Raw genomic sequence first — 21,189 nt, forward strand, 5'->3', positions numbered from 1 at the left:
GCCAGTGCGCGACCCGCTCCTCGGTCCACACCTGTGGTCGCGGCCCCACCGCTTCGGGAAGATTGATCTCCCGGCCTTTCGCCGGATTGTGAGCCAAGAGCCCTTGCCCCACGGCGGCCGTCAGCGCGGAACTCAACGTCGCACGGACCCTCTTCACCGTCGACGGCGCCAACCGCCCGTGCCGGGACCCACACCCAGCCGCGATCGCGGTGAACGCCTTCCGCACGTCACTCACGCGCAGTGTCACCAACGACAAACCACCAAGCTGCGGGATCAAATAGTCAACGACATGCTGCCGGTAGTGACAGAGCGTGCTGGGGCGCAGGCCGCTGTTGCCTACCCAACACTCCAACCAGTAACCGGTCGTTAGCCCGATCCCCTCAGCGTTCGCCGAGACCTGGTCGCGGGCGGCCTTCGCGGCCTCCTCCGAGGCATAGTCACCGCGCCGCATCCGGGAACGAGTCCCGTTCACAGCGGGTAATCCTTCGACGACGAACCACCACGACCCATGCCCCGGCTCGCTCAACTGGCCACAACGCGCACCCAACTGCCTCCCCGTGACTGGGCACCGACAACCACGCCGCCTGAACACACCCTTCGACGCCATATCGCACCTCTCGATCAGTTCGGACAGGACCAACTGTGAGCGCGCCCGAACCGGACCGCATGTGGGAGCACTGTCAGTGGGCACCCTCCGATCGCCGGGACATCAGAGACATTGCGATCCGCGGTCCGGGCTCCGTCTATGCGTCATCGGCAGACGTCGGGGGCCATTATGGCGCCGAGACCGGCTCGCGCAACCTTCCTGGTCGCACCCGGCGGGCCACACCGTTCGTCCTTCCCAGAACGATCGGTCTTCAACAGATCCGAGGTGATCCACGCTGAGCGATGTCATCCACCTTGGGCGCAGCAAGCCCTCCTCATCTGCCACGATTATTCTCCGCCGCACCGGCTGCCGTCACACGACATCCGTACTCCGTTACGACCTTGAGGACCGGACGCTCTTCATGTATTGCCCGGTGTAACCAACCCGCCGAACGAACTCGTCCGCCGAAAAGTGAGGTACCTCGTCGCGACCGTCGATCTGTAAACGGGCAGCCCACTACGGGATCGGTAGATAAGGACTCGTCGGGGGGTGGCTGGTGATGTGCAGTGTGTCGCGGGCTCGGGTAGCCGCAACGAAAAGGAGAGAGCGGTCCCGTCGGTCGCGGCGAGCGGCACTGATCGGGTCAACCGCTGGGCCAACCCGCTTCGGGATAATGCCATTGGTGACGGCGACCAGAATGACGCGCTCGTATTCCAGTCCTTTCATACGGTGCATGGTGCCCACATGAATGTCCCCGTCACCTTTGGGTCCGTCCTTTGTCAGTTCGGCGCAGCTAATGCCTGCGCTCGTGAGAGCATTGACGATCTGGACGACTCGGTCGTGGTCGGCCGCGCAGACGGCGACAGTGCCATTCGGACTAGCGATCTCGGCGCGCCAGGTGGTCACTGTGGTCACCAGGCCGGCCAGCTCGTCTTGCCACGTCGGATAACGGATGATCTCCGGAACCGGGCCGCCTAGGACCGAGCGGTAGCCGTCGATGGTGTCGGTGCCGTCGTCGAGGTTGTCGTAGGCGGCCGCGGCCGGCGCGACGATCTGGATGGCCGTGGCCAGGATCTGTTTCGTGGAACGGTAACTGAGGGTCAGCCGGGTCGACCGGCCACGGATGTTGACGCCGAGTGCGCCGAGTGCGACCTGGTGCTGGTAGATCCGCTGGTAGGTGTCGCCGGCGATGAACAGGTCGTTCTGACCGGGAGCCACCATGGCCCGCAGCATGGTCCAGTGCGCGGCGCGCAGGTCCTGCGCCTCGTCGATGACTGCGTGCCGGTAGCGGTGCCGCAGGTGGCGGGTGCCCGCGCTGTCGTCAGCGACGGCGTCAGCAGGGCCGGGAACACCGGTGCGCGCGGCGACCTTGGTGGCGCGGTCGAGTTCAAGACGGGCGGCGCGATCGGCGAACTGGCCCCAGGTTTCCACCCCGTCGGTGTCCAACCGGACGGTGAACTGCTCGATTACTTTCCAGGCCGCGGCCCGGTCGAGTCGAGTCAGTGCCTGGCCCCGGCCTGCTCGGCGGGCTTCGAAATAGTCCTTCCGGCTGGTCAACGCCTGACCGAGGATCACCTGGTCCCATTCCTCGAATAGAAACCGGGCATGGAAGCGGCGTTCGTCCAGCTCGGCGAGTAGCGCAGCGAGCCGGTCCGTCGCGGCGGCGTCGCTGATCCGGCGTTTGCGACTGCCGCCGCTCTCGGTGACGACCCGGGCGGAGAGCTGGTCGATATTGACGATTTCCACACGGTCCAGCTGGCCGGGTTCGAGCAGCGAAGCCAACCTGGCTGCAAGGTCAGCAGTGAGGTTCTTGGTGAACGTGGTGAGGAGAATCGGCTTGTCCGTCCCCGGCAGCAACGACTCGACCAGGTGCTTGACCCGGTGCAGCGCGACGACCGTCTTGCCAGTGCCCGGTCCGCCGGACACCCGCGCTGGGCCGTTGTAGGTGCGCCGGGCCGCCTTGGCCTGGGTGGGGTGCAGGAAGATTTTCCAAGCCCGGAAGTCGCCTTCCTCCAGGGCCGCGGCGATCAAGTCGTCGGCCGTGGTGACTGCTGTGCGGGCGAGCGCGGCCGGCAGGTCGTCGGCGTATCCGTCGGTCAGCTCGACCGCCACCTCGGCGGTGATCTCGCGGCGAACATCATCGACGCTCATGCCGGCGGCAAGTCCGTAGAGCACGTCGGCGGACAACGTTGGCGCGCCGGCGACCAGCCGGTCGAGTTCGTCGCTGCCGGTCACAGCGAGCGCCAGGTCAATCAGTGGCTCGCTGACGCCGAGCTCGTGCAGGTCCACGGCACTGACCCCGGCAAGGAGTGGCGCCGCCGTTGCCTCTTCCGTGGTGTCTGGTGGTGGCGAGCCGGCGTCCGCCGGTTCTGGCTCGACCAGAGTGAGGGTGATGCCTGCCTTGCGCAGCGTGCTGTCCCCGACGACGGAGAGGTCGGCGAACTCGATTTCGCCGGTGATGCGGTTGACCGCGACGGTCAGTTCCTCGTAGACGTCCTTGCGGTGGCGGACTGCGATCACCAGCCAGTTCGCCACGCCCTGCGCGTCGACGCCGAGTTTGGCGAGCAACACTCGGTAGGAGTCATTGAGCTTCGCGCGGTGGATCCGGCCGTTGCCCTTCAACGGCTTGAGGTCCAGGCTGGGGTGGTCCGGGTTCTGCCGGAACAGGTGGCTGAAGTCGTAGAAGCGGGCCTTTTCCTTCCGGTCCAGCCGATAGATCTCGGCGTCGGCCTTGTGGTGGATGCTCAGCCGGGCGGTCATCGAACTCCTCCTGCGTCGGGGATGAGGTCAAGCACCGCGGCCAGTTCAGCCGGCGAGTCCGCGATGGTGCGTACGGTCCAGCCTTCGGCGTCGTAGACGGAGAGCCGGTGCGTCGCCTCGCTGCCCTCATCGTCGAGGACGATCCCGAGCCGCTGTCCCGGCCAGGCAAAGTCGACCTGCCAGCGACCGGCGCCGAGTTCGAACCCGTACACCGGGGCGGCCTTGCCCAGGCCCGCCAATTGGTGGGCCAGCGCGGTCAGCGCCGAACGCGGCTCGTCTTCGTCCAGCAATTCCAGAATCTCCGTCCAGGCTGGGTCTTGCGGTTCCGTGGCCGGTGCCTCCGCCGCGGCGTCTACGGGGGCCTCGCCGCACACTGCGAGCGCGTCGACGGGGTAGCTTGGCGCGCTGCTGCCAGCGAGCGCGACCCCGTCCCCGCCGGAGAACGCGAGGAACTGGATCAAGTTCGACCAGTAGAGCCATGCTCGCCAGCGGGTTTTGTGGGCTGCGGTATCGAGTGCGTCAGGGGCGTCGTCCAGTATGGCGATCGCGCTCCACCGCAGCTGACGCACCGCCGTGCCGGCACGGCTGTCAAGCACATACCGCAGGGACAAGCCGTTATTGTCCCGCGCGCGCAGCACAGTGAATCCGCCTAATTGGCTCGTCGGCGCAGCGAACGTCTTCCCGGCCAACTCGACGCGCAAAGCCGCGCCGACCCCGGCCGGATCGGTGTCGACAGCAACCGGGTCCGGCGCGGTCGTCAGCCCGGCGACCAGCGCGGCCGCCCGCCGCGCCCATGCCGCCTTGTCGGGGTCACGCAGGTAGGCCAGCAGCGTCTCGACGGGGTTGGTGAACACGGTGGCAGCCAGATCCGCCCGGGCACCGCCCAGATCTTCGTGGACCTCGCGTGCCTTTTCCTGACCGCTGCCCGGATAGGGCGGCCACACGGGTTTCGCATCGGTGACCTCGCGGGTGAACAAGTCGATGTCGGCCCACGTCAAGCCGAACACCACGTGCCCCTCGCCGCGCAATCGGGCGCGGACGGCCGCGTCGGCGGCGATCCGGTTGTGCTCACGACTCGCGTGGAAGCGGTGACCGTCGAGGTAGACGGTGACGGTGCGTGGCGGACCGTCGATCCGCTCGAAGGTGAAGTCGGTACGGGTCCGGTCGTGGTGGCGTTGCGCAGTGAACCGCCAGCGCACGACGTCCGCCTGGCCGGTGAAGCGCAGGGCTGCGCTGGCGCGACTGTCCTCGTCAAGCGCCACAGTCGCGTCGTCTGCCACCCGGGTGCGCAGCGCGGCCAGGAACCGGGCCTCCAAATCGGATTCGACCTGCTTGTCCAGCCCGATGAGACCGGTGCTGGCGAGGTTCGTGATCTGCCAGTTGTCGGCTACGGTGTCGCCGTTGTCGTCGACAGTGCCGAGCAGGTCCGCCAATATCTCCAGCGCCTCGTGCCGGGAGACGATGTCCTGGTAGCGCTCCTCGGTGTAGCGGTGCAGGCAACGGTGACAGGCACGACGCCCTTCCTCTCGGCACAGGCAGGACAGCAGGACACGGCGGGCGGCACGCAGGGTGTCCCGGAACTTCTCCGGATCAGTCAGCCGGTGTAGATAGCCGGTGCCGCCGGGCAACCGGTCGAACACCACCAGGTAGTGCCGCCGGGTGCCGGTCGGGCTGTCCGGCACCACCGCAAAGGTGGTATCCAGGTGCTGAGGGTCGCCGCCGAAGTGCCGGTCGATCCCCAGCCGCAATGCGGCCCGGAACGAGTACACCTTCTCCGCGACCAGCACGGTCGCCGCCGGCAGCAGGATCCGCAACGCCTCCGTACGCAGCTCGTGGGCCAGCAGCACCGGTCGTTGCGGAACGTCGGCCACCTGCTTCCCGCGCCTCAGCGGACACCACGGTTGGTGGTGCTTGACTTCGGGGCGCCGCGCGGCCGAGGAACCGATGCCATCGAGCGGGTGGTCGAAAACCGGCTTGCCGTCCGCGGCTGCAGCGCCACAGGCCGAGCAGACGTGGAACGGCGAGAGTCGCACGGTCTGCCCGGCGAGGTCGTCCTGCGGGTGCCGGTCGAACCGGGCCGGGCCGACGTTGATCCGGCGAATCACCGCGGTGCGGCAGAAGTCGACACCGAAGGTTTCGCTGTGGTGCCGCCAGGACGTGTTCGGCCGGATTTCTTCGGCCGGGATGTCAACGGCGTCGATCACGGTGTAGTAGCGCTGCTGACGTTCGTCCTTCTCGTCACCGATCCGTGCGTCGTCGCGCTTGTCGCGGGAAGTGACCACTAGCGGCTGGATGACGTCGTGCAGGCACGAGCCGTCGTCGGCGATGCGGGAGCTGTGACAGGCCGGGCAGGCCGAGCGGTCGTCGGCCGCGTTCTCGGTGCGCACGTACCCGCAGTCCTGGCAGAACCGCCACTGGCGCACCGAGCCCGGCGCGGGCTCGATCCCGGTGATCTCGTGCTGGTAACCGTTGACGTAGAAGGTGTTTCCGGGTGCCAGCTCGGAGAGCGCATAACGTTGCGGGCGCTCGTAGCTGCGCAGCTTGGCTTGGAAGGACTTTCCGGCCGGTGTTTCCTCGGACCAGTACAACGTCGCGTTGAGCGTGGTCGTCGCGTCCAACAGGGCGTAGTTGGGCAACAACCCCAGCGCGCACAACGCCTCCTGCGCCGGCGTGGTGCCCAGGTCGGCCAGCCGCCTCCCGATCGTGCGCCGCTCCGCGTCCAGCTCGGCCTTGAGATCGGCGGCCTCCGGGTCACTCTCGTGCAGTTCGTCGCGGGTCTCGTTGATCATCCGCAGCCGGGACCGCAGCAGGGTCTCCCCGGCTCGCCATTCACCCTCTGCCCGTTCGACTGCGCCGCGCAGCCCGGCCGTGGCGAAGTGGCGGAGGTCGGTGCGCGAGTCCGCGTTGATCTGCTCCTCCCCGTCCTGAGGTGGGAACAATGCGAGAAATCGTTCGACCAGCGCGTCGCCGTCGGCGAACGCGGCGTCGATGAGATCGGGCAGGTATCCAGCATCGCCGAACAACGCGGGCGCCTGGGCGGGCAGTGCCCGCAGCGTCACGCCGTCGGGCCGGATCATCCTGCCGTGCGCGGCCAGGTCGAGCAGGTGTGCGAGGTACTGGCGGCGCAAGATCTCGATGGCGGACAGGTGCGCGCCGGGCGGCAGGATCTGCCCGGCGATCATCTCCTTCGGCTGGTCGAGGAAGTACAGGTCGCGGCGGCTGCGGTCGGGAATGGTCAGCAGATACGCGTTGCCGGTGCGGCGGCCGGCCCGCCCGACCTGCTGCGCGTAGTTGGCTGGCCGCCGGGGTAGCGCGGCCAGCACTACCGCGGACAGGTCGCCGACGTCGATGCCGAGTTCAAGGGTCGGCGTGCAGGACAGCACGTTCGGGCTGTCGAACGCGTCGCTCTTGAACGCTTCCTCCACCTTCTCGCGTTCCGCACGGGTGAGCATTCCGGTGTGTTCGGCGGTGATCACCTGGTAGGTGCCGGCTTCACGGTAGAGCCGACGGTAGTAGTCGTTTCGGAAATCCCGTTCCCGGTGGTGCGAGCCGAACGTCTCTCGCCGGTCGCCCGCCGCGAGCTCGCCGTCGCACCGGTAGGCCGGGCACGGCTGGGCGTGCCACTGTGCCAGCAGGACCGGGTGCACAGTCTGTTCCCAGAAACACCGCGGGCAGCGCACGAACGCGGTGTTCACGTCCTCGTCGGTGAGCCGCTGGACGGAGATGTTGCCCGGTTGCAGACCGTAGATGAGCGCCGAACCATCCTTCGGCGTACCGACCGAAAGCAGACCGGCGGCGGTGAGTTCCGGCAGCAGCGCCTGCCAGAACGCCGGCACCGCGACCCGGGGCAGGGCCAGGCAGCGTTGTACCCAGCGTTCGTACCAGCTCAGCCGGCCAGTAGCAACGTCGAACTCGCTGCGGTCCTTCGGCGCGGCGAGCAGGAACCGGGGCGCAGCGACGCCACGGGGGAACGCACGCATCCCGGCCGGGCGCCCACCCCACACCGGGTACCGGCTGGTGCCGGCTTCTCGCAGGTAGCCGGCCAGCCACTGGTGGCTCACCGCGCCCCGGGTACGCAGCCGTTCAAGGAACACCCGCACCAGCGCCAGATATCGAGAATCGTCCACGGTGGAGGGTTCGAGCTGATCGGCGGCTGCTGTCTCGTGCGCGGCCTTGACCAGCGCCACGACCGCGGCCGGGTCCGGGATATGCACGAGCGCGGCCGCGGTGCGGGTCAGTTCGAGCGTGCGGCCGTTGCGGGAACGGAACCCGAACTCCGACATTGCGTCGAAAGCGAGCCGCTGCCCGATCAGTTCCCAGGTTGGACGGTCCCCGCGCCCCCGTCCGGCCAGCAGCCTGCGCACACCGCGCAGGTCGTGCAGGTCGGCCGGGACGACAGCGGCGAGGGTCGCGGGGTCGCTCGTCGCCGCGATCACCGACGCCATCAGCTCGTTCAGTGCGATCGGCGTATCCTCAGCCAGGTATCGGTTCAGCAGCGCGCGGAGCGAGAAGGTGAAGGAGCGGGAGGCGACGAACCCAGCCCGGTGGGCCGCGTCTTGGACCGAGTCGTTGAACATCAACGCCTTGTCCTCATGCTGTTCGACGTCGAGTTCACCGCCAGTGAACAGCTGGGTGATCGCGGCCGCGGCGAGCGCGGCAGGCCCGGTACCGAGGTAGCGAATCGCGTTGTGTTCCTCGCAGGCGGGGCACCAGTCGTGCTCGGCCGCCGTGTTGGCCGTTTTGCCCAGGTGCGCCAGCACGAACGCAGAGTCCCTTGTGGACAGTTCCGGGTCGCCGGCCGCGGTGTAATCCGTGCCGGAAGGGAGTCGCAGCCGGCTGGCATCAGTGTCGAGGATCTGCACCGAGCCGGTATCGCGCCCGGCCTTGGCCTCCGCGTCGGTGGCCGCGATCAGGTTCCGCACCCGGACCTTGTCGCGGCTGGTGGACGCGCGGCGGATGACGATACTGTCCAGCTCGACCCGGCGATCGTCGCTTTCCGGCGAGAACACCGCCCACCCGGACCGCCCGCAAGCCCGGCAGTAGATCGCGGGCAAGAACACGGTCGCGGCGCCACTCGCGGTCATCGTCGTCGTCGGCGCGTGGTCCGCGGCCAAGTGCGCGGCACCAGGAGCGTCCCAGTGAAACTCCGCGCGCGGCCAGGCCAGCACGCCCCGCATCAGCCTCGCTACCGACCGCACCCATTGGTGCACTTCGACGTGCACAAAGGGCCGCTCCCCGACTGGTGTCGCAACTCGGGCCACCGACAGCAGGGCGACAAACCGGGCCAGCGCCGTCGCCGCTACCTCGGGCTGCTGAGCGACGGCGCGGGACCACGAAGTCGCTCGTACCCGCCACATCACGTTCAGCAGTTCGGCACTGGTCCGTACGGCCCCATCGCTCGCGTGCAGCACCGCGGCGGTCAAAGGATGCTGCTTCAGCGTCTCCCCGAGCGTGACCGGGTCGAGGTCACGGCTACCGGTGACCGCGAAAGCCAGTTCGGCCAACGCGGTTTCGCCGCGCGCCGGGTCGGGCAACGCGGCCAGTTCTTCCGGGGTGGGCTGCGGCAGCGCAGGATCGAACCCGGCTGGCGGCAGGAACTCGTCGACGCTCTGCCGGTGCTCGCCGAGCACGGCGTCGGCGTCGAACGCCCGGCCGAACACCACCGACGCCGAGCGCCGGACGTCGGCGCGCGCGTCGTCGTCGGCCGCGCCGAGGGTGGCCGACGTCGCGACCGGGCAGATCCGGCCGAGCGGGCGCTCCGGCTCGGTGACGCCGAGGGTTGCAGCCAGCCGGCGCAGCAGCATCGCGACGTCGGTGCCCTGCGCGCCGTCGTAGGTGTGGAACTCGTCGACGACGACGAATCGTGGATCGGCGTCGGCCCACAGTGGCACGTCTCGCTCGCGTTGCAGCAGCAGATCCAGCATCTTGTAGTTGGTGATCAGCAGGTCCGGCGGGGTGGCCCACATGTCGGCGCGGCGGGTGTCGACCCGCTCGTACGGTTCGGCGGTGGCCGGGCGTTCCCCGATGTAGAGCCCGGCACGGACCCGGTGCAGGCCGGGGTCGGCCAGCAGCAGCCGGTTGATCCGGTCGGCCTGGTCGGTGGCCAGCGCATTCATCGGGTACAGCAGGACGGCCTTGATTCCGGCCCGGCCAGCGGCCCGTTCCCGCGCGCAGTGGTCGAGTACCGGGTAGAGGAACGCCTCGGTCTTCCCGGAGCCGGTGCCGGTGGTCAGCACCGTCGGCAGCGGCTCCCGGCCGTCCTTCGTGGACAGCCGGGCGAATGCGGCGGCCTGGTGCGCATACGGCGTCCAGCCGGCTTTAGGCCGCCAGTCCAGGAGGTCTTCCCAACCTGGCGCGGCCGGCGTGAACGGAGTGCGGACCCGCAGGAACGGGCCGCGGAACATGCCGGTCGTCTCGTTGCCGAGGAACTCGTGCAACGCGGCCCGCGCGCCTTCGTCGGCGAGCGCGTAGGTGGTGGACAGGTACTGCAGCAGGCTTTCCTTGAGTTCGCGTGCTTGCACTGTCGGCCTCATGCGCCGGACACCTCCTGCTCTTCGGCCAACCTCTCCTGGAACGCCGCGTGGGCGGCTCGCAGCTCGGCCTCCCGGTCGACCTTGTGCATCGGGGCGACGTAGCGCTCCGGTGGTGGCACGCGCTCCGGGTCGGCAAGGTGCTCCTGCAGTTGCTTCCACGACTCCTTGCCCTGCCGCTGGCCGTGGGTTCGGGCGTTGCCGGCCAGCTTCGAACCGGCCGCGTCGAAGTAGGTGGCCGCCTCGAACTTCCGCAGCACCGGGAACCGGCCGCGGTAGGCCGCAATCAGCGTGTCGACGTCCATCCCAAGCCACACGGCGACCAGCGCGTCGATTTCGACCAGCGCGCTCCGTCGGGCCTGTTCCGTCCTCAGTGGAGTGTTGTATATCCACTTTGGACTTACGTCCTGCAAGGGGGTCAGGCCCGGCCAACGAACCGCCCAGCCGTCGTCACGCCAGGCGGGGTCGTACCCCTCGCGCCACAGCCGCCGGTACTCCGTGGTCAGGCAGTTCAGCCGCAACGTCCGCAGCAGCAGCGCCGAGGCCAGCGGATGCCCGGCTTGGGGCGCCAGCAACGCCTTTGCACTCCCGGGCCGAAGATCGGACAGGTTGGTGATGCGGATGAAGTACTCCAGCGGAATGGCGGCGAAGAATCCCGCGACCAGGCACGTTTGGATCTTCTCCGCCAAAGCGAGGGTGTGCACGTTGTCGACGTGTGCGGCCCCAGGCGGGATGAGCGCACCGAACAGGACTCGCTCAGTATCAGGAGCGATCTGACGACGCCACGCGAGCCGGGAGAATGTGGTATATCGGCGCTGGGCCCGACGGGTCAGAACCGCGTCCACTGCGCTCGGGGTCACCTCGTCTTCCGCGATGCCCAACGCTCTGGCTACCTCGATGCGGGCCCGTACGAGGGCGCGGTCGCTTCCGCGTAGGTCGGCCAGTGCCTGATGGTCGAGCCAGCGGTCCTGTGCAGCGAGATACTGTGGTGTCCGGCCCGGTACGCGCACATATTCGGTGTCCGGCACGAAGTCGTCGGGCAGCCTGGCCAGGTCAGCCCCATGCGGATCGTTGGAGTTCGCGTCGTGTCGTTTGAACGCCGGGGTCGCCACACCGAGCTGAATGCCTTTGAGCACGACCCGCCGCCAGCTCTCCGGCTGGTATTCGCTGCCCGTCGTCGAGTCCACGCGGTTGTACTCGATGAGGCCGTCCTTCTTCGACCCACTTTCGTGGTATCCGCTGCTGATCCGCGGGGACTGCATGCCGAGCCGGTACGGGTAGTTCGCCAGTGCTTCAATGGCGGGCAGTTCGGCCGTGCTGACGGGGAAAAGCAACCTGGTTTCGTCCAGCGGCTGGTCCTCCCCACCGAGCAGATGCCGCCAGGTGGCCAGCAGTTCGGGTTCGATCTCGATCACCCGGGCCGGATGCGGCCGTTCGTCGAGCTTGCCGGCGGCGGTGCGGTACTCGGGCAGCTCCTTCGCGTCGTCTGCCTCCCTGGAATGCCGCAACGCGTCCGTCGACACCAGCCAGGACAGGTGGTCGAACGCGATGTCCCGCGCCGGACCGTAGATGTGCACTCCGAAGTGGCTGCTCTCGCCGACCGGTTTGGGGAAGAACCGGTGGTTCACATTCACGAAGTCGCCGTGGACACGAAGGCGATGGTAGGCGGCAGCACGGAGCCTGCCTTCCTTCTCCCCGACGAAGTGCGTATCCGGGTGGATCATGCCCGCTGTGCCGGTGGCGGCAGCGTGCGCCCAGATCTGTGCCATGAACGCCCGGTACAGGTCCGGCTGAGTGCCGGTGAGCAGCGGATACACCTGCGGTGAGCCGAACAACGCGACCTGTGCGGTGACGGCGACCGACTCGCGCAGCACGTAGTCGCGCGCTGCCGGATCTTCGAGTAGCTTCGTCCGGTTGGTGTTCTTGTCCGCTGTGGACGGCTTCTCGGTCAGCTCCCACCACGGGTCGTACTCGGCCAGCACCGCGGCCTCGTTCCACCGGGGCCGCACCCACGGCGGGTTGCCCACCTGCAGGTCGAAGCCGCCGCCGGTGGCGAAGACGAGCGCGAACTCGAGTTCCCAGTGCAGAAAACCGTGCTCGCCGGCCAGGTCCCGGACGGTGTGCAACCACGGGAATCGGGCCTCCGGGTCGCCCCGGTACATGCCCATCTGGCCGGGTAACGAATCCTCGTAGTTCTTGAGCTGCTCGAGGTCGGGGATCTCGCGGAACAACGAGCCGTCCGGGACGTCCTGGGTGCCGAGCATCGCCTCCAGGAAGTCGAGCCAGTCGTCCAGGTTCGCCAGCGGAACATGACGGCGCACCTGTTTCGCCTGCTCGGGTTTCCTCGCCGGTTTGACCTCGATGGTGTGCACCGAACCGAACTCGTCGTCGACCATGTCCTGCTGTCCGACCGTGGGGAACAGCTCGCCCTGCCGGATGATCCTCGGCCCGGGATCGACTGTGCCGAGGAGGTCGGCGAGATCGGGTTCCGGCTCGGGCTCCGCGTACGCCGGGTCGGTACCGTCCAGGAGGGCAGCGCCGTCGACCGGCCAGAACCACAGCGCGCACCAGGCGTCCAGCACTGTCCGCAGCCGCCAGTACGGCGTGTCCGCCGCGTCGAACAGGTCCGCGAGGACCTTCTCTTTCGGTGTTGGGTCGGCGGGGCGGCGCAGGAACGCGAACGCTGGATCGGATGGGTCCGCGCCCCAGACGTCGATCCGGCGGGCGATCGCCTCTTCCGACAGCTCCATCCGTTTCTCCACGAGTGCCCACAGGAATTCGACACGGCGCGCAGCATCCCGGAGCCGGGTGAACTGGGTGCGTTTGGCCCTCGACTTCTTCGGCGCCCTGACCACGGCCCGGCGCCAAGCCCGCAGTCGTTTGACGTCCTCCCCGGCCAGCTTCTTCGCCTCATCCGAGCCCGTCGCCGCACCCCACCCGGGGCTGGGCAACAGGAACTGGTGCACCGCGTCGTCGGGCAACGACGGCCGGCTGCCACCATCGAGAAACGGCAACGGGTCCGGGCCGAGCGAATCCTTGTCCCGTGCCCACTCGCCCGCCTGGACGTCGTCGCCCGAGTACACCGCGCGGCGCGCCCCGATCAAGGAGTTGCCGCGCCGCAGGTGCAGGCCGAACCACGGCGCCCGCATGCCTGGGTGCATGGTGTTGAGCCATAGTGACACCTCAGCGAGCTCCACACCGGTGGCGTTGAGGTCGACGCCGTAAGCGTTGTGCAACGCGATGTACGCCTTGACCTTCTGTTTCTCGGCCAGCGCCCGCTCAGTAGGCACCGATACGCCGAGCTCTTCCTGCCGACGGCGCAGGTACTCCTCGGCGACCTGGTTGATCGCCTCGTTAAGGAACGCCCCCGAACCCAGCGCCGGCTCGCAGATCTTCAGCGACAACAGGCGGGCGGCGGGCGTGTCCTCGTCCATCAGGTGGCGCAACGCCAGCTCGACCGTGACTTTGGTCAGCGACTCCGGCGTGTAATAGGACGCGGTGGTCTCGCGTTCCCGGCCGGCGAGCCGGTAGACGAACGTACCGGGCGAGTACCGCTTCACCCCGCGCCGTCCGCGTGCCTCGTCGTGCTCGTCATAGTGCACCAGCGTCTCCGCCGGGTAGTCGCTCTGCCGGTGCGCCGGGATCAGCCAGGAACCGGCCTCCGGCTTGCCCTTCTTCGCCACTTCGCACAGCTCTTCGGCGGCGATGACACCGGTGTAGGACATCAGCCCCTCGTACACCGCGCCGAGCTGGTTGATGCCGAGGTTGCGGTACGAGATGAACCCGCCACGCCCGCCACGCCGGTCCGCGCGTTTCATCGTCAGTAGCCGCAGCACCTCGTGCAGGGCCGTGTTGCGCGGCCGCACGTCCAGTTCCCGGCCGTGGTGGGCGTGCATGCCGATCAGCGTGATCGCGTCCCGGTCGAACAGTTCGCTGCGCAGCGGCTCGAACCGCAGGCCGCGATCCTCGCTCCGGCGGTTGTCCTTGGCCTGGACGGTAGCCGCGTCGTCGCCGGGCAGCACGTCGTCAGGTTCGCTGCCGTACGGCCGGTGCCCGCTGTTGACCTTGGTGAACAGCAGGTCCAGAGAGGCGTACAGGTGATACCCGTGCTTGGCCTCCTCCTCGACCAGCACTTCATCGCGGGCCACCAGTTCCCGCAGTCGCGCCATTGAGTAGCCGGCCTCGTAGCTGCCGTCGTCGGCGGGCAAAATGCGCAGCTCCGGCCGTGACTCGGCATACAGCAAGAACAGAACGCGGTAGAGGTAACGCAGGGTCTCGCGCGTCAGCTGCCGGGCGAACGGGACCTTGCCCTCGATCTCCGCCGGCGTCACCCCAGCCGCGCGCAGCCGGTCGAGGACCTCGTTCGCGAGGATCTCGACCGAGCGCTGCAATCCGGCCCGCAGGTCCCGGTTCACCCCGACCGAGTTGTTCGTCGACGCGCCGAGTAGTTCGTCCAAGCCGATCTCGGTACCGTCTCCGGCGCTGGTGAGCATCCCATGGGAGAACAACGCGGCGATCGTCGCCAGCTCGCCGCCCTGGCGGGTGTCGTTGCGTTCCAGCGCGAGATCCAGGTTCGCGGCCAGGAACCGGCCCTCTGACCACGTCTTCCGGTCAGCCAGCACGATGACGCCCCCGCACAGCAGAAGCACGAACCGAGGCCGCGGGCCACCCTGCTCGCCGAGGTCGCAGCCGAATAACCACGCCGCGAGCCGTTGACCGGATTCGTACCGTTCGGACGCGCTGAGCGCCACGGGGCACAGCAGAAGCCCGGCGCCGGTGTCGGCGACCGCGTCATCGACCGTCTTCGTCCAGCCGCAGTCCAACGCCACGATCCCGGCGCCGTGCCAAGCCACCGGGATTTTGTGGTCTCGGCCCGAACGGTGCACCGTCAGCTCGCCCGGCTCATCGGAAAAACCGAGGGCGACCAGGACTTTCCGGTGCCAGGCCGTCAGCCTCTCAGCCAGCTCCCGATCGGGCTTGGGCGCGGCGGCGTCCAGGTCAGTCGCGTCGGCGAAGAACTCCCGGGCCTCGGACGTGAAGTAACCGCCGCGCAGCGCACGTACACGCTGGCGCGGTGTCGTCCGTTCATCGTGGGGGTCCTTCTCGATGAGCGTCCACTCCGCCAGTGGCCGCTTCTTCAGCGCGTCGGGCAGCTCTTCGGCGAAGTAGTGCGCGGCGAGGTATTCGCCCCGGTTGGTGATCGAATCGAACACGACGCTCACTGGTGTCCCCCTTCGACGTGCAGCGGGTCGAGCACCGCAAGCAGCCGCAGCATCGGCGCACCTTCGGTTTTCATGGCGGCGACCAGTTCTTCCTGCCGGCGGGCGGTCCGATCGATTCGAGCCTTCGACCCGGCGGTGTTCGCGATGTCCAAGGCCAGCTGTTCCCAGCGATCCGCCCGTGCCTCAGCCGGCGCCAACGCGGCTTCCACACGCTCCGCGTACTCGTGCTCCCGCTCGGCCAAGCAGCCGCGCGCGGCGTCGATCGCGGCAGGCACCAGGTCCTGGAGCGATGCCAGGTCCGGGGCGGTTCGGCCTGGCATGGCCGGCGACACCCCGCAGGCGGCCAGGAACTCCGCGTCCATCGCCACCACCCGGGGCCGTTCGGGCAGGCCGGTCACGGCCATCCACTCGACCACCGTCGGCCTCCCGAGCGCGTTGGCGTAGCTGCCCTGCACCAGGAATACCGGCCCGGCCAGATCGGCTAGCAACCGCGCGTCTATCGCCGCCGCGCGCGCCGGATCGGGCACAAAGGCCAGTACGAACGCCTCGTCGTGGCGGGCCGCCGCGAGCGCCTTGTCAGTCACCCAGTCCAGCACCGGGTGGACATCGGTGATGTAACCGACATTGGGCCACTGCGTGCCGCTCGTCTCCCGGGCCGCGATGAGCCGCTTCTCTGCGAGGCCCCTGTTAAAGGTGACGCGCAGCCGGCCCGGCACACCGGCGCCGGGCAGGATGCCCTGCTCGTCGAGATAGGACTTCGGGAGCGCCTTGAGCCGGTGGAGCAAGTCGGCAGGCGGCTCGAACGCGATGGTGCCGTCCGCATCACGGCGCAACGCCAGTTCGTCCTCCGGCCCGGTCGGGCAGATCTGGCGCAACGCCTCCTCGAAGTAGTCCTTCGTGGCGGCGAATACCGTCGGTACCCGCGCCGTCGCCACCTCGGCGATTTTCGGCGACGCACCGACGTTGCCGAGCATGCTTGCAAGGAAGTCGCCATTCTCCTGCCGGGATGCCGCTAACGATCGCTCGACGCTGCGGCCCGCGATCAGGTCCTTGACCAGCCGGTTCTCCTCATCCCGCGGCCGGCAGAGCCCGGTGACGGCCTCCGCGGTGCCCTCGATACGGTGCGCCTCAGCCTCCCGGACCAGCAGCTTCGCGCCGACCAGCCGATCGTCCAACGACAACGGGGTGCCGTGCTCGTCGGTGCGCCATTTGACGTCGCTGGTCAGGATCAGCGCGCGGAATTCCGGCGGGATCCGCTGCCCATACCGGTCGATCCGGCCGTTGCGCTGCTCGATGCGGATCAGCGACCACGGCAGGTCGTAGTGGATCAGCTGCGCGCACTCCTGGTGCAGGTTCACCCCTTCGGAAGCGATGTCGCCGGTGAACAGGAGCCGCACCGGGTCTGTGCGCAGCCCGAACGCCTCCACGATGCGCTTCTGTTCGTCATCGGTACTCGCGTCACCGTGCATCACTGCCACCGCACCGCTGTAGGCGAGCCACGGCTTGACCTTTTCCGCTTTACCCGTTTTGCGGAACCCGAGTTTGTCCGGCACGGTCTCGGCCAGCCAGCGCAAGGTGGGGATACGTTCGGAGAACACCACCACCCGGGTCGATGAGCCGGGTCCAACGCCGAGCTCAGCCAGTACCGCCACCAGCGCAGCGAGCTTCGCAGAGTCGTCGTCGGTGATCGCTTCAGCCAGCATCCGCAGGTCGACTAACGCGCGCCGCTCGGTTTCCCGAGCCGCCTTTTCGACTGTGGACATCCTGGTGGCGATGGTTGCCAGGAGCGCCCGGTGCGAGGAGAGGAATGACTTGAGGAGCTGGTAACCAATCAGTGGCTCGGCCACCGCGGGCGCATCGTCACCGGGCAGCCAGCGCGCGGCCAGTTCGGCGAACACCGCACGCTCCCGCACCGAAGCGGATACCGGCACCGGCGTGGACGGCCCACGGTCGGCCCATTCCCCGCGCAGACCGTCCCGTACTTCAGGTGCGGTCTTGGTCCGCCGGATGAACAGGTGTTCGAGGTCCTTCGGGTCATAGTCGGCGAGGTCGGCAATCGCGGCATCGTCCAACAGGCTGATCAGCTCGGCGAAGGACCGGGCGTCCCCGTTGTGCGGGGTGGCCGAAGCCAGAATCAGCGCGTCTGTCCGAGCGGCCAGCAGCCGGGCCAGGTCGTTGTTCTGGGTCCCGCGGTTGATCAGGTTGTGTGACTCGTCGATGACCACCACGTCCCAGTCGGTGCTGGCCAGGTGTTGTTTGTAACTTTCGCCTTTCAGCGTGTCGACCGAAATGATCACTCGTTTGAAGTAGGCGAACGGGTTTCGGCCTGCTGGGATGTCCTGCTGAATGCGCTGGATGCCGGTCGTGTCGAGCCGGACCAGGGGCAGCGCGAACCGGGTCCACAGCTCGCGCTGGAATTGTTCGAGCACGTGAGCGGGCGAAACCACGAGAATACGTTCACCGCGGCCCCGGCGGATCAGTTCGGCGAGCAGGATGCCGATTTCCAGAGTTTTGCCGAGTCCGACGACGTCCGCGATAAGCACGCGCGGCCGCAGGTTGCGCAGAGACAACGCCAGCTCGGCCGGCCGCAGCTGGTGGGTCTGAAAATCCATCAGAAACCCACCGGCCAGCGCGAGCCCGTGTTCAGTCTGGGGCAACGCGGTCTTGCGCAGCACCGCTTCGAGGTACAGCCGGGCCCGGCGGTGATTCGGTGAGTCGTCGGCTACCAGCCGAGTTCGTTTCGGGTCGAGCACCTCGATTTGCCCGGCACCCTCGATGTCCTCATAGAACACCGCGTCCGTGCCCCGTACGAACGGCGACACCCCGGTCACCTCGAGCATCCACCCGTCACTGGTGATACCGACCTTGCGCACCAACCACTGCTCGTCCCGCACCCGCACCTGCGCACCAGGCGCATACCGCGCTGGCCGCTCGCCGCTCACACCGGCCGCCTTGACGAACTCGACCACAATGGCAACTGCCTCCCGTACTGCTCCCGTAACCGATTTGCGACTCGCAACCGTGCCGCTACCCGCCCGGCCGAAACCGGCGTCGCCGGCTCCGGCTCGGGAGGCGGGACTAGAGCGCCGCCCAGGCCGACCGGGCGATCAAGCCCACCAATGTCCGCCGGGAGCTCGACGAACTTCGCCGCAAGCCCGGCCAGCCGCGCGTCCAGCGACGATGAGCGGCTGGGCGCCTCCGCCACCTCTCGGAACGTCTCCGCCACCAGCATGCGACGCACGTCCCGTACCGTGGTCCCGGCCGCGGTGAGCAACTCGACGTAGGTCGCCAACACGGCCTCCAACGACGGTCGATCGTCCGGATCATGAGCGAGCAACGACCCGACCAGCGGTACCAGCGCGGCCGGTAAGCCGTCAAGCTCCGGCGGCGCCGCACGGTCGCAGATCCGGTTCAGCGTCACGGCGCCGTCGTTGCCGTACGGCAGGTTCCCGGTCGCCGCGTACAGCAATACTGCGCCCAGCGCATGCAGGTCCGTCTTCGTGGTGACTGTCGAAACCCCATCCACCTGCTCCGGGGCCATGTAGCAAAGCGTGCCGAGAAATCGGCCCCCCGAAGAAATGCTTTCCCCCAGGCGCTCGACGAACGCGCCGAGTCCGAAGTCGATCAGCACCGGTCCACGATCGGCGAGGATGATGTTCTGCGGTTTCATGTCCCGATGCACCAGTCCCGCGCCGTGCACCCCCCGCAACCCGTCGACGAGCACCACCCCGAGACCGACCACCAGCGGCGCCGGCAACGGACCGTGCTCAGCCACGAAATCTCGCAGGGTCGCGCCAGCGACATACTCCATCGCCAGCCATGGCTCGTCGGCGAACGAATCGGCCCCGAGGACTCGCGGGACCTGGCTGGTCCCGATTACCGTTCGGGCGATCAACGCCTCCCGCTCGAACCGCCTCCGGGTCTCCACGTCTATCCGGTCCTGCCGGATCACCTTCACCGCGACTGGCTCACCGGCCTCCGACCAGGCGAGATAGACGCGTCCCATGCCGCCGCGACCAAGCTCTCGCTCCACCGCGTACCGACCGATCGTCGCGGGCACTTGATCCATGGCTATTCAACGCCCCCATACCCCGCCGGTTCTTCTACTGGCCAACCCACTCCGTGGCCACCATATCTAAGAGCAGTCCGGCGATACCGCCATCATCACCTGTCTCCTCTTGCCGCTCCCTCGCTCAACCGCCGGCAGGCTGGTGTCGTCGCGCTTCCGCCGATTGTTACGTCAGGCTGCCATCAGCTGCGGAACGCGTTGATCTGCTGCCAGATGGTGTCGTGTGGCGCGTCGTGGTCGTCGAGTTTGCCGAGGGCCTCGACTTCGCCGATCACTGCTGACGTGCGGCTTCGTTGGTCGGGGTGCTGCTGCCAGTACGCCTGCGGAACCTTCAGGACCGCCACGAGCAGATCGCCGGGGTAGAAGTCGCCCTCGGCGAGTGGGTTCTGTTCGAGGTGGGTGAGCGCGACGGGGACCAGCACTTCGACGCTCTCTTGCTGGAGCAGCAGGACGCGGAGGTCTTCAGTGTCCATGGCACCGACGGCCTTGTGGCGGAGCTCGTAGACGGTCTTGACCAGCCGGGTTGCCTCGGCCGGCGGTTTGCCCCAGGGGCGGTCTTCGATTTGCTCGAGGGTGAGCGAAACGTCGACGTCCGGATTGGTCCCCATGGCTCCTCGTGTCAGCTGTCGTGCAGGTCAGTCGTGTAGGTAAGGCTGTTATCCGCGTGGTACCCACTGCTCACTGTAGTCGAGCAGCCGGCTCGCCTCGGACAGTTCGGCCTCGATGACGGGACGATCTTCGGGCGCCAGCCGGGAGTCGCCGAGCTGGCGTTTCAACCGGTTGATCTGGTTCGTGAGACCCGCCTGGGCCTCTCTGACTTCGATGACGTGGTCCCAGGGGGTGCCGTCGCCCTTGCGGGCGACGACTTCACCGTTCAGTTCACGACGGGCCCCGTCGAGATCCTTGTCCGTGAGATGTTCCTTGAGCCGGTCCGTCTTGGTGGGTTTGGTTGGGTTGGCGCGTGGCTTGACGGGTTCGACGTGGTCGTCGGTCATGGCGTGCCGGGTGAGATCGCCGACGGCGCCGGCAGTCATTGCCCCGCCGGCGACGATGCCGGCCGCCGAGACGACGTTCAGTGGCACACCGACGATGGCGCCGACGCCAGTGGCGTCGAGCAGGATCCCGGCGTCTTCGCCCGTTGAGCTGATCATGGTCAGTGCGATGCCGCCGACTGCAGTGGCGGTGTCGACTGGGTGGTTGAGCATCGCGTTGCCGAACGAAGCGAGGCTGTTCGCCGCGTGTGTGCCGAGGTCGGCGAGGAAGTTGTCGGCGCCGTCCAGCCAGCTGGGGCTTTGCGGTGCTGCGTCTGCCTCAGCGTCGAGCATGCCGGCGATGGAGTCTCCGGCCTCGGACAGTTGGGCCCGGGCCCGGTTGAGCGTGTCCCGGGCGGATTGCCGTCCGGCTTCCCTTGGATCGTTGATCTGTGGTGGAGGCTGGTTGTTCACCTGGGCTTCGGCTGCAACGGCGTCGTGGCGGGCTTCGACCTGTTGGGTGACTGCTTGGGCGTTGTCCCACTGGGCGATGGCCTCACCGGCCTGCGCTTGGGCCCAGCGCAGCGTTCGCGCGTAGTCGGTCAGCAGTGACCCGCCTCGATGGAGGGAGTCGGCCACGTCGAACCACTTGTTCGGTTCGTAGCTGAACTTGTCGTGGAATGCGCGGGCGGCTGGGCCTTCCCATGCTCCGGTGCCGATGGCTTTGAGTCCGTCGGCGGCTTGACCGGCAAGGCCGCCACGGGCCTCGAGCACTCGGGCGTTTTCCTCGATCGCTTCGGGCTTGCCCGGGACAAGAGCAGCCGGGTCGTTGGTGTCGCCGAGTTCAGCCATCATCCACCGGCCCCAGACCTGGGTCGGTGGTGAGCGAACCGGCGGCGGCGGAGTCGGTCGCCCGGTACACGGCAGCTGCCTTGGTGAGCACGTCGCTGATCGCGTCCGCGTCATCGGTCAGGGTGTCGATGCCGTCGCCCTAGCGGACGCAGAAATTCATCAACGAGTCGTGGATGCCGTCATGCCCATACAAGCTCGT

Annotated in this window: 7 protein-coding genes; all 7 read right to left on the bottom strand. The window is 67.9% G+C overall.

Features of this window, described 5'->3' with window-relative positions; genetic code table 11:
- Positions 1-1,102: 1,102 nt before the first annotated feature.
- The 7 genes from NYF13_RS03840 to NYF13_RS03870 all read right to left on the bottom strand — a co-directional run bounded on the left by NYF13_RS03840 (position 1,103) and on the right by NYF13_RS03870 (position 20,990).
- Positions 1,103-3,346 carry a UvrD-helicase domain-containing protein gene (locus NYF13_RS03840; RefSeq protein WP_315654183.1) on the bottom strand — a complete coding sequence of 748 codons (2,244 nt, stop codon included), beginning with the start codon at positions 3,344-3,346 and terminating at the stop codon, positions 1,103-1,105.
- Positions 3,343-9,879 (bottom strand): DEAD/DEAH box helicase, encoded by a 6,537-nt coding sequence (locus NYF13_RS03845; RefSeq protein WP_315654185.1) that lies wholly within the window; start codon positions 9,877-9,879, stop codon positions 3,343-3,345. Before NYF13_RS03845 ends, NYF13_RS03840 begins: the two co-directional genes overlap by 4 nt.
- Positions 9,876-15,098: a class I SAM-dependent DNA methyltransferase gene (locus NYF13_RS03850; protein WP_315654187.1), complete on the bottom strand. Its 5,223-nt coding sequence runs from the start codon at positions 15,096-15,098 to the stop codon at positions 9,876-9,878. Before NYF13_RS03850 ends, NYF13_RS03845 begins: the two co-directional genes overlap by 4 nt.
- Positions 15,095-18,067 carry a DEAD/DEAH box helicase gene (locus NYF13_RS03855; protein ID WP_315654189.1) on the bottom strand — a complete coding sequence of 991 codons (2,973 nt, stop codon included), beginning with the start codon at positions 18,065-18,067 and terminating at the stop codon, positions 15,095-15,097. The genes NYF13_RS03850 and NYF13_RS03855 overlap by 4 nt, the downstream gene beginning before the upstream one ends.
- Entirely contained in the window at positions 18,037-19,158 is a 1,122-nt protein-coding gene (locus tag NYF13_RS03860) for a serine/threonine-protein kinase (protein ID WP_315654190.1), read from the bottom strand. The genes NYF13_RS03855 and NYF13_RS03860 overlap by 31 nt, the downstream gene beginning before the upstream one ends.
- Positions 19,159-19,349: 191 nt before the next feature.
- Positions 19,350-19,775 carry a contact-dependent growth inhibition system immunity protein gene (locus tag NYF13_RS03865; RefSeq protein ID WP_315654192.1) on the bottom strand — a complete coding sequence of 142 codons (426 nt, stop codon included), beginning with the start codon at positions 19,773-19,775 and terminating at the stop codon, positions 19,350-19,352.
- A gap of 48 nt (positions 19,776-19,823) precedes the next feature.
- Positions 19,824-20,990: a putative T7SS-secreted protein gene (locus tag NYF13_RS03870; protein ID WP_315654193.1), complete on the bottom strand. Its 1,167-nt coding sequence runs from the start codon at positions 20,988-20,990 to the stop codon at positions 19,824-19,826.
- Positions 20,991-21,189: the final 199 nt, after the last annotated feature.

Origin of the sequence: Amycolatopsis sp. PS_44_ISF1, from assembly GCF_032335455.1 — a bacterium.
In the GTDB taxonomy this organism is placed as follows: domain Bacteria; phylum Actinomycetota; class Actinomycetes; order Mycobacteriales; family Pseudonocardiaceae; genus Amycolatopsis.